Source organism: Candidatus Omnitrophota bacterium (assembly GCA_030688425.1).
Taxonomy (GTDB): Bacteria; Omnitrophota; Gorgyraeia; order Zapsychrales; family JANLHA01; genus JAUYIB01.
Map to the genome: position 1 here is coordinate 90,534 of JAUYIB010000010.1, position 10,677 is coordinate 101,210.

General features: G+C 57.4%; 6 protein-coding genes and 1 riboswitch. Of the genes, 1 reads left to right on the plus strand and 5 read right to left on the minus strand.

Annotated elements, in window-relative coordinates:
* Positions 1–26 precede the first annotated feature (26 nt).
* The 5 genes from Q8Q08_00885 to Q8Q08_00905 all read right to left on the minus strand — a co-directional run bounded on the left by Q8Q08_00885 (position 27) and on the right by Q8Q08_00905 (position 6,008).
* Positions 27–2,072 carry a TonB-dependent receptor gene (locus tag Q8Q08_00885; GenBank protein ID MDP2652566.1) on the minus strand — a complete coding sequence of 682 codons (2,046 nt, stop codon included), beginning with the start codon at positions 2,070–2,072 and terminating at the stop codon, positions 27–29.
* A 259-nt stretch (positions 2,073–2,331) separates the two neighbouring features.
* Positions 2,332–2,482, minus strand: a riboswitch (cobalamin riboswitch).
* A 111-nt stretch (positions 2,483–2,593) separates the two neighbouring features.
* On the minus strand, positions 2,594–3,097 hold the full coding sequence (locus Q8Q08_00890; GenBank protein ID MDP2652567.1) for a hypothetical protein: 504 nt from the start codon (positions 3,095–3,097) through the stop codon (positions 2,594–2,596).
* A 133-nt stretch (positions 3,098–3,230) separates the two neighbouring features.
* Entirely contained in the window at positions 3,231–3,635 is a 405-nt protein-coding gene (locus Q8Q08_00895; GenBank protein MDP2652568.1) for a CBS domain-containing protein, read from the minus strand.
* A 211-nt stretch (positions 3,636–3,846) separates the two neighbouring features.
* Positions 3,847–4,644 (minus strand): hypothetical protein, encoded by a 798-nt coding sequence (locus Q8Q08_00900; GenBank protein ID MDP2652569.1) that lies wholly within the window; start codon positions 4,642–4,644, stop codon positions 3,847–3,849.
* 11 nt (positions 4,645–4,655) lie between these two features.
* Positions 4,656–6,008, minus strand: coding sequence for a hypothetical protein (locus Q8Q08_00905; GenBank protein ID MDP2652570.1), 1,353 nt, complete (start codon positions 6,006–6,008; stop codon positions 4,656–4,658).
* A 351-nt stretch (positions 6,009–6,359) separates the two neighbouring features.
* Here Q8Q08_00905 and mutS point away from each other — a divergent pair, with 351 nt between their 5' ends.
* Positions 6,360–8,909, plus strand: coding sequence for a DNA mismatch repair protein MutS (gene mutS / locus Q8Q08_00910; protein MDP2652571.1), 2,550 nt, complete (start codon positions 6,360–6,362; stop codon positions 8,907–8,909).
* Positions 8,910–10,677: the final 1,768 nt, after the last annotated feature.

The window sequence follows — 10,677 nt, forward strand, 5'->3', positions numbered from 1 at the left end:
GCTTTGGGATCGTTATCGACTCCGCGCTAAAACTTCAAATTCATCCCCACTTCAAAACTCCGCTCCGGGGCCGGGAAAAAATCTTTCGCGGAACTGAAGGCGGACTTTGCAACGTAGATGAAATACGGCTCATCCAGCAGGTTCCGGACGGCCGCATACACCTCGTAGTTCTTCTTGCGGTACATCCATTTCCCGTCCAAAACATAGTAGGGCTTGACGGGGTCGGTGGCATTCAAGGTGTCGTTGACCGCGAAACGAGACCCCACGTAACGCCCGAGGAACGAGACCTGGTGCCCGCCGCCGAACCCCAGGCGCAGCCCGTGCCCGGCCTGGTGCCGGGGCACCAGCGGAATGTCCCTGCCATCGTAGCTCCCCTCGCGGAACTGCGGGCGCTGAAACGTATAATTGACATGGAACTCGCACTGGTCGAGAATCTGCCCGGGAATAAATTTCAAGAGATTCCAAACACCCTCCGTCTCAGCGCCGATCCTGCGCGTCTTATCATAATTGCTGTTTTTAAAGCCCACGGGATCGAAAAAGATCTCATTGTCGATGTCCATCATGTACGGCGTCACGCCGCCCTGAAAAACATCGCTGAAACGGTGTTTGATCCCGGCTTCATACTGGATCCCGGTCTGCTGTTTGAGGTCCGTGTTGAGCCCCGGCGTGATCCCGAAGTCGGGAAAATTCGCAGAACTGTACCACTCGTCGGTGGCCAGAAAGCGGAAGGTCTGCTGGACGTTCGCGAACAGGTTGGACCCGGGGCCGTATTCGTACTTGACCCCGCCCATGGAGACCCATTCGTCCGGGCTTTGCTCCTCCTGAACAATGACGTTGCGCTGGTCGAAATCGTAGTCCGCCCGGTGGTACCGCGTGCCGGTGTTGGCCGTCCAGCCGGGAGCGAATTCATAATCCAGATAACTGAATACTCCATATTCCCTCTTGGAGATGGTCAGGTCGTCGGGGTTGCTCCCTCCGCCCCGAATGTCGTTCTCATGGTCATAATAATCGATCCCGGCCACCAGATCCGCCGGACGTTCCCACAGATCGGCGGAAAACAGGTATTTGCCGGTGACGCCGTGCGTGTCGATCGAACGCTTGGTGGAATTCTCGCCGAAGCTGAAGAAGGCGTCATAGACATCACGGTTTCTGTAATCCAGGTCCAAAACAAACGAACCGCCCTCCCGTTCGCCGGGTGCGGAAGGGTTGGTCTCAAAACTCATCTGGATGTAGCGGTCCTTGGTCGAGGCGAAATCCTTCGGGTCGGCCGAGCCCCGGCGGCCCAGCGACTTCAGCTCGGCAGAGCTCAATCCGCCCGGCAGGCCCTGGTCGTCCTCGTGCCAACCCGTGACAAGGTCAACGGCGATCCCCTCCGGCAGGGTATAGCCGATGCGCGCGTCATAGTCCTTGGCTATCATATGGCTGTTGGTCCGGTAACCCTTGGTGTCGTAATACCGGGAATAGACATAATACGAGACTTCGTCATCCTCCCGTGAAGTGACGGGCAGCCGGTTCGCGCCCGAAACCTCGATATCGCTTTTGGACGTGGCGAAGCTTCCTCCGGCGTATCCGGCTCGTCCGGCGATGCCGAGGCGGCCCTTCTTGGTGATGATGTTGATCACCCCTCCGACGGCGTTGTCGCCGTAGAGCACGGAGCCGGCCCCGCGGATCATCTCGATGCGCTCAACCGCTTCCAAAGGGATCCGGGACAGGTCCGGCCCGGACACGTCGATGTTGTTGATCTTGCGGCCGTTGACAAGGACCAGGACATTGCGCGCCGCCGTGTCGCCGAAACCGCGCAGATCCAGGGTCGCGGTCTTGGCCGAACTGTTGTCGTAGACGTTCACGCCCAGGTCCTGGCTCAGGATCTCCGGGATGGACCGCGCGCCCGACGCCTGGATGTCCGCGCCGGTGATGACCGTGACGTTGGACGGCGCGCCCATGAGGTACTGGGCTTTCCGGCCGGCGGTCACGACGATTTTATCCAAATCCAGAGGTTCCTCGGCCCACGACGTTCCGGTTAGGATCGCAAAAATCAAAACTGACCAGTGCAATTTTAAAAATGTCTTCACGATAATTTCCTTTCTGGGACCCCCGGCTGCCTAAGGCACGACGGTGAGGAATTAACAAATACCTCGCCGCGCCATGCGCGCTCGGGATGTTTTTGTGCGCTTCTCTCCCGAAAACCGGGGTAGCGCACAAAAACAAAGCTCCCAACCGCTCCTTGATAAAACCAAGGACGATTGGGAGCTTACCCGTTGTTATTGTTCCCAAATGTATTGAGGCGATCCTGTCTCACGCAGGAGGCGTCAACCCTGACCTTATGAAAAATCAGGGCTTTAAAATACCGGCAGGCATTCTGGCTTCCCCGGGATGAACGCCCTTCTCATCCATCGTGGGTTACAGCGGCGGGACCGCTTCCGATTCTCACGGAATTTCCCTTTTTAGGCCTTCTGACAACTCCCATAAAAATACAGCGCAGGATAAGAAGACCTATGCTGGCAACCCCAAGCACCTTGCGGCGGGAAGCCAGCAGTCCCCGGATTTCACCGGGGAACCGGTATGGAGGATAAAGAACAGATTTCTGACCGCGTCAGGCCGGCAGAAGGATCCCGGCCCAGCGGGTCTTGCGAACGGCGGCGGCCGCCAGTTCGTAGGCTCCGAACAAAACTACGCTGGAAACGACCGTGCTGACCAGCGTGTGGTGAAAAAACGGAACGGCCGCGGCATAACACGCGCTCAACCCTTGCGGCGTCGGCGGGTACATCATCAGCCACGATCCGAAATTGGTCACAAGGAAAAACAACAGCGACGCGGCAAAACTGACGGCCACGGCAAGCCCCACGCTCCGCTGCGGCCGAAGGCCAAGCCCGATCAGCGAAATCAACAACACGCTTCCCCAGGTGAATAAAATCGTCGAATGAAATCCGATCGCTATATCCGAGACCACCATCAAAAGCACAGGGACCCAGAGGGCGTGCCGACGGGTCAAATAAAATCCGCTGAACAGGGCCAAGGACAGGACAGGGGTAAAATTGGGGGCGTGAATCACCCATCGGGACCCGATCCCCAGAATCAAAACGGCGAGTGGCAACATGCGGGGTTCTCCTTACAGGCGGGGTGATTGTCCCGCCTTTCTTTCAGTTGGTATCCTGACCTTTCGAAACTCATACGGCTGCAGCCAGGATTTCTCTGTGTCGCAGTTGAGTTTATCAATTTAACCGCGTTTGTCAAGGGCCATTATACAGCCTCGCGGCCAATTTGAGAACATCCATTTGTGTAATAATCCCGCGCAGGACCCGGTTCTCATCCACGACAAAAATACAACCGTATTTGTGACTGACCATCTGCTGGATCGCCTCCCCCACGCTGTCCTCGGGACGCATGGAAAACGGCTGAGGGATCATCACGCTGGAAAGGATAATGCCGTCCAGCATTTCGAGATCATAATACCACTCCCCGTCCATGAGCTTGTGCGGGGGCTGAATCTTGTACAAGTCTCTCTGGGTCATCAACCCGGCAAGACGTCCGCTGTTATCCACCACAGGCAGGTGACGGATTCCGTGCTCGTTGAATTTCTGCGGCACTTCCCGGAAGGGGGCATTGATATGAATTGTCACGACATGCCGCGTCATAATATCTTCAAGTTTGATCGTCTTCAGCAGGTTTTGAATTTGCGCCCTTCCGCTGTCCATTTCGTGCCATCGCTTTCCGTGCTGCTCATACCATGATATTGATAATCCCCTGGCCGCAGTTGAACAACGCCCCAGGCGATCCCGTCTTGGAGCGGGGGGACACCGGCTGAAATGCACGCGCGGATTTATCCTGCGGCAGGCCGTGTCGGTCTCAAGAACGCTGGGCTTGACGACTGCGATAGCGACGCCTTTCGGCGAGCAACATCACAAAAGCCACCGTTGAAGGAAAAGCCGTGAACGGAAGAATGACCAGGAGGAACATCGCGTTTAGCTCCATTTTCAGCACTATCGCAAAAACCGATAAATACCAGTACGAAACCATGCCGAGAAAGAAGATCGGCGCCAGGATGTAAAAAAACACACCCCGGACCTGCAGACAGGGCGGTAAAAGAAGCAGCACCGAATAAACAAGCGGCGTCAGGGATTCCCGGAAAGCCTCGACGCGCGTCATGGCCTTGGCGCCGGAGGATGGCAAAAGCTGGGGGAAAAAAACGACCAACAGGTGAACCGCCAGGCAACACACCGCGAATAAAATCACATAAATTTTCCCGAGAAGATACAACCGGTGGCGGTAAAGCTTGCGCCGAAGTTCCGCCTTTCGGCATTCCTCCGCCTGCCGGAGCGCCTCCTTTTCGTCCCAGCTGGGCGCCGGCGTGCCGGTCCGCACAGGATCAGGCGCCCGGTTCACCCCCGGCGTAAATTCCAACTCCCCCAGGAGGCAGCGGCGGCAATACTCCAGGGTCTCTCCGACGTGATGCCGGGAATCGGCATTGGAGATTTCCGTCAGGGCATAAACCGTTTTGGCGATGAGAGGATCCGAGCCGGAGATCGCGTCGAATTCCTTGGAAACGGCGGTGAGCAGCGCCCACTCGTAGATGTCTTTCTCGGGGATGCTCCGGTCCAAATACCCCTGGAGCTTTTCAAGGACCATCGGACGGGACATAGCCATAACGCGACAACCTATTTCCGGGCGGGCGAGGGCTCGCCGATCAGATCTTCCAGCTCGCGGATCCGGCTGTCCTTCTCCTTGAGCACCTTGTTCAACAATTCCATCTGCTGTTTCGCATCGCTCAACCGCTTCTCAAGAAGGACGGCGGACGCTTTTTCCTCGGCCAAAGATTCTTCAGCGGCCTTCATCTGGCCTTCCGTGCCGGCCAGTTGCTGCTTGAGAGATTCGATCTGAAGGGCGGTGTCGCGCCCGTCCTCGTTCTGAAGGCGGACGAGATCGCCCTTGGCTTGGACCAGGTCGCTCTTGAGTCGGGCGATCATCTCGTCCTGGCTCTTCACCCACGCGACCTTGTCGCAGGATTCCACGGCGTCCAGTTCCCCGGAATCCGGACAGCCCTGATCGATGACGCCCTGGGCGTCGGCAAGCTCCTGGCGCAGATTCGCCAGAGAATATTTCAAATCTTCGATGGTCCTGTCTTTTTCGACGGCCATGGTCTCGGCCCGGGCCAGTTGGGACTTGGCGGTTTTGAATTCGACCGCTGTCTTGCCCAGGGATGTCCGCTCCGCCTGGAGCTGGCGGCGCAGGGCCTCGATCTCCTCGCGGTCCCTGGCGTCGCTGTCCGAAGCCTTCGTCTTATAATCCAGATATTCTTTCTCCATATCCGCCATGCGGTCTCCCTGCCGGACCAAATCCTGCCGGCTTGTTTTTTGGGTTACGGCATGATCCTTGCGGGATGCTTTCAACTGGGCCTCCAGGTCCCGGATCCTGGCGTTTTTCCTGTCTATCAACTCAAGTTTTTTGACGAGTTTGGCCTTAAGGGCGGTCAATTCCCGGCTCAACTTCTTGGCCAGGCGGCTGTCAACAGCCGCCTGGGATTTGATGTCCTTGATCTGAATTTCATAGCCGTCCGCCATCTGGCTGGCCCGTTGATGGGCGGTCTGGACTTCAGATTCTTTGTCGCTCAAGGCCTGCCGGAGGGACTGTTTTTCCTGTTCGAGGGCGGCGGCCCGCTGTTCCTTATCCAGCCGCTCCTGTTCCATCGCGGTCATCCGCTGCTGATAATCCTGGATTTCCTGGGACATCTCTGTCACGGCGCCGAGATCGGTCTTGCCACGGCCGTAAATGCCTTTTTTGAGGCCGAGCTTTTCAAGCCCTTGCTGAGCTTCCTTGTTATCTGGGTCCGCCAACAAAGCTTTGCTGAACTGATGAATGGCGCAGTCCTGGTCGCCCCGGTCAAGGCATTCCTGGCCCGCGCGGACCAATTCGCGATTGATGAGGTCAGCGGCCGAGGCCGTCGCCGATAGAGCGGCGAGCCCGAGCGGCAAGAAAACGGAAAAATTAAAGATTATTTTTTTCGATGGCATAGGTGTGTCAAAAAAGTCCGGAGACTGCTCCGCATCCCGCCTTCGGCGGGAACCTGCGGGGCCCTGAGCGCAGTTGAATGGGTTCGCGCTCTAACTTATGTTCGCTTGCGCTCCATAAATTATGCGCTCGACCATTGCGACCCCGTATCCCGCTTTCAGCGGGAACCTGCGGGGTCAATTCGCGCTCTAACTTATGTTCGCTTGCGCTCCATAAGTTATGCGCTCATTGAAATTATATCACCATCTTTTCATCGGCTTCTATGAAAACATGATTTTTTATATGTCATCCCGCCAGGCCGCAAATCTTCTATTCCTCATTCCGGCGTTTTATGATATAAGTTTATAATGCCTATGGAAACTCAGACCCCGATGCTGCAGCAGTATCAGCGCATCAAATCCCAGCACAAAGACTGCATCCTGTTTTTCCGGCTCGGCGACTTCTACGAGATGTTTTTCGACGACGCCAAGGCCGGGTCCGATATCCTGGACCTGGTCCTGACCTCCCGCGGCAAAGGCACGGCCAACCACATCCCGATGTGCGGGGTGCCTTACCACGCGGCTGAGTCCTATATCGCCAAACTCATCAAAGCCGGACGCAAAGTCGCGATCTGCGAGCAGGTTGAAGACCCGGCCGCGGCGCAGGGGTTAGTCAAACGCGACGTGATCCGCGTGATCACCTCCGGCACGTTCCTGGATGAACTTTCCAGCGACGCGCGCTACCTCCTCTGCCTCAACCCCGGCAAAGACCGGCTGGGCATGGCCTTCATTGATCCCACCAACGGCACCATCCAGACCAACGAATATCCCAACCACCAGCGGGCCGTCGAGCTGATCTCGCGCCTGCCGGTTTATGAATGCGTTTATCCGGACCACGCTGAAGAAGCGGTCAAAAACCTCTTCCGCCATCCCCTGCTCAAAATCAAAAACATCGTGATGAGCAGCCATGAGGACTGGTGCTTCAATCCCGACATCGCCAAGAAAACCCTGTGCGAACATTTTTCCGTGATGAACCTGCGCGGGTTCGGCATCGAAGACCTGCACGCAGCCGTCGCCAGTGCCGGGGCCCTGCTGGAATACCTCAAGCAGATGAACAAACAGCCCCTGCGCCACATCGACAGGGTCGCGCTTTACACCGACAACGAATTTGTCTACATCTCCCCGGCCGCGACCTATGGGCTGGAGCTGGAAACCCTCTTCAAGACGATCAACCGGGCGTCCACCGCCGCCGGAAAACGGAAACTGCGGCTATGGCTGTACCATCCGCTGGTCCAGCCGGCGGCCATCCTGCAAAGACAGGCGGCGGTCACGCTCCTCAAAGACCAGACGAACATCCAGCGGCTCTTGGGCGAAATCCTGGGCCGCTTTCCCGACATTGAAAAAAATATCTCCCGGATGAGCTGCGGATATACTCACGCCAAAGACGTGCTGGCGATCCGCAACACCCTCACCCTTTTGCCCGATCTGATGGACGCGGTCTCCTCCCTGGCTGGAAAGAACAGATTGTTCGCGGTCGAAGACATCCCGGACCTGCGCAAACTCCTGGAAGACGCCGTCAACCCCGACATGCCGATCACCAACCCCGAAGGGAAGATCATCAACAAGGGCTACAACGCCGAGCTCGACGGGCTGCGGGACATCCAGGAGAACGGCCAGCAATGGCTGCGCGGATTTCAGGAACGCGAGATCAAGCGGACCAAGATCAATTCGCTTAAAGTGGGATTCAACCGGGTATTCGGTTACTACATCGAAATCACCAAATCCAACATTGGCAGCGCGCCGTCCGACTACATCCGCAAGCAGACGCTGGTCAACGGCGAGCGCTACATCACGCCGGAATTGAAAGAATACGAGGACAAAATCCTCACCGCCCAGGACAAAATCTACAAGATCGAAAACGAGATCCTTCTCAAACTCCAAAAGGAAATCCTCGACCATTCCGTTATGCTGCACGCCTATGCCCAGGCCGCGGCCACGATCGACGTGTTGCTGTCGCTGTCCATCCTTGCCCAGCAGCCGGGGTACACGGCGCCTCAGATCAGCGAAGAGCCCGTGCTCGACATCAGGGACGGCCGTCATCCGGTCGTCGAGAACAACCTGACCGACCACTTTGTCCCGAACGACACCTATCTGGACTGCGGGGAGAACCACCTGATCATCCTGACCGGCCCCAACATGGCCGGCAAATCCACCTACATCCGGCAGATCGCGATCCTCACGATCCTGGCGCAGACGGGCTCTTACATCCCGGCCGCCTCGGCCAAAATCGGGGTCGTGGACAAGATATTCACCCGCATCGGCGCACACGACGACATCACCAAGGGACAAAGCACGTTCATGGTCGAGATGACCGAGGCCGCGGACATCATCAACAACCTCTCGGAGCGCAGCCTCATCATCCTGGATGAGATCGGCCGCGGCACCAGCACTTTCGACGGGCTGAGCCTGGCCTGGGCCCTGGCCGAGCATTTGCAGAAAACCAGGGCCCGGACGCTGTTCGCCACTCACTTTCACGAACTCACGGCCCTGGCCGAACAGCACACAGGCGTTAAAAATTACAATGTAGCGGTCAAGGAATGGAAAGACGAGATCATCTTCCTGCACAAGATCGTCCCGGGCAGCACGGACGACAGCTACGGTATTTACGTCGCCAAACTTGCCGGGATCCCGAAAAATATCATCAACCGCTCCCGCCAGATCCTGACCCAGTTGGAACTGAAGGGCAATCTCAAGGAACAGATCACCGGCCAGCCGCCGGGGGAAAGCCAGCTCTCCCTGTTTGCCGGACCTGACCCGGTGGCGGAAGACATCAAGGCCGAGCTGCAAAAACTGGACATCAATACCCTCACCCCGGTTGAGGCGCTGAATAAGTTGCAAGAATTGAAGGAAAAACTAAATACCTGAAGATGGAAAATTGAGGATGGAGAATGGAAACGGCAAAAGCAGCAAATTAGCGCCGTTGGTTGAATAATCCATCTTCCCCCATCCATCCTCCATTTTCAACGATAATATGACTAAAGTCCACATCCTCCCCCCTGACATCATCAGCAAGATCGCCGCCGGCGAGGTCATCGACCGCCCGGCCTCGGTGGTCAAAGAGCTTCTGGAAAACGCCCTCGACGCCGGGAGCAGCGGCATCGAACTTCATCTGGAGGAAGCCGGCCGCACCCTGATCCACATCAAGGACACCGGGCACGGGATCGAACCGGACGACATCGAAACCGTGTTCCAGCGCCATTCCACCAGCAAGATCCGCAGCGTCGACGATCTGTTCAATATCCACTCGCTGGGGTTCCGGGGCGAGGCGCTGTACAGCATCGCGGCCGTCTCCGACGTCACCCTGCGCAGCCGCGCCCATGGGCAGGATTCGGGATGGGAGATCCACATGCGCGGCGGCGGGAAAAAGGACCTGCGGCCGGCCCCCATGGCGGTCGGCACGGACATCCAGATCAAAGAATTGTTTTTCAACACGCCGGCGCGCCGGAAATTCCTCAAGACGAACACGACCGAGCTCAACCAGATCCTCAACCTGTTCATCCCTTACACCCTGCTCTATCCGGAAAAACGGTTTTTGCTCACGCACCAGGGCAAGACCCTGCTCGACCTCGCGCCAAGCAAAAATCCGCTCGAACGTTTTGCCGCCACGCTCAACCTCGATGAGCATCACATCTTTGAAGTCCGGCACGCCGTCCCTGAAGCAGGCATTGCCCTGCGGCTGGTTCTGGGCGACATCAACATCGTCCGGGCGCGGCGCGATCTGCAGTTCATCTTCGTGAACAACCGTCCGGTCCTTCACAAGGGGATCTCTTTCCACATGAACGAGGTCTACCGGCTGATCCTGCCGCCGGGACGCTCACCGTTCTTCGCCGTCTTTGCCGATGTGCCGCCGGGAGACATCGACGTCAACGTCCATCCGACAAAGCGCGAAGTGAAGGTCAAGGACGAACACGCGCTGGTCTCCCTGCTCCGCCACGTCTGCGAACAGGCCCTGATGAGCTCCGGAGGCCCCAGGGAGGCCGGAGCGGCCGGAGGACAAACGCCGCCGGACACATCGTTTGTGGACAAATCCCTGCCGGGAAAAAAAATTTACACCTCATCGGTCGAGGAACTCATCCCGTCGGAGGTTTTTGAAAAACCCCCGGCCTTCGGCGCCCAGCCCGCGCCGACGGAACAATACGCCTTTCCCAAAAAGGAATATTTCTCCATGGCCGGCGAAACCCTGTTCGGGCAGAAACAGGACAACCTGCAGGGGAAACTCTCACAGGCGAGGTTCATCGGAATCTTTCTTAATAAGTTCCTGCTGTTTGGGACCGAGAAGTCCCTCCTGATCATTGACCAGCATGCGGCCCAGGAGCGCATCACGTTTGAACTTTTGATCCAGCAGATGGAGAAGGGTAAAATGGAAGTCCAGCACCTCTTGAGCCCTTATCTGCTCAAGCTGTCGCCGCAGGAATTTCTGATCTGGAATGAGATGCAGGAAAAATTGACCGAGATGGGCTTTGAAACAACGCAGTTCGACAACGAGACGGTGGCGGTGCACACCTATCCGGCCCTGCTGAAACAGCCGGACAAGGCCGTGAGGGACATCCTCGCCGGAGGCGACGCGGCCCGCTGCGACCACGAAACGCTCGCCCGCCGGGCCTGCCGGGCGTCCATCATGGCCGGCGACCCG

Bases quoted from the DNA above. Each gene is read 5' to 3' on its own strand.
- Q8Q08_00890 (MDP2652567.1), bottom strand. From the start codon at position 3,097: ATGTTGCCACTCGCCGTTTTGATTCTGGGGATCGGGTCCCGATGGGTG.
- Q8Q08_00895 (MDP2652568.1), bottom strand. From the start codon at position 3,635: ATGACGCGGCATGTCGTGACAATTCATATCAATGCCCCCTTCCGGGAA.
- Q8Q08_00900 (MDP2652569.1), bottom strand. From the start codon at position 4,644: ATGGCTATGTCCCGTCCGATGGTCCTTGAAAAGCTCCAGGGGTATTTG.
- Q8Q08_00905 (MDP2652570.1), bottom strand. From the start codon at position 6,008: ATGCCATCGAAAAAAATAATCTTTAATTTTTCCGTTTTCTTGCCGCTC.
- mutS (MDP2652571.1), top strand. From the start codon at position 6,360: ATGGAAACTCAGACCCCGATGCTGCAGCAGTATCAGCGCATCAAATCC.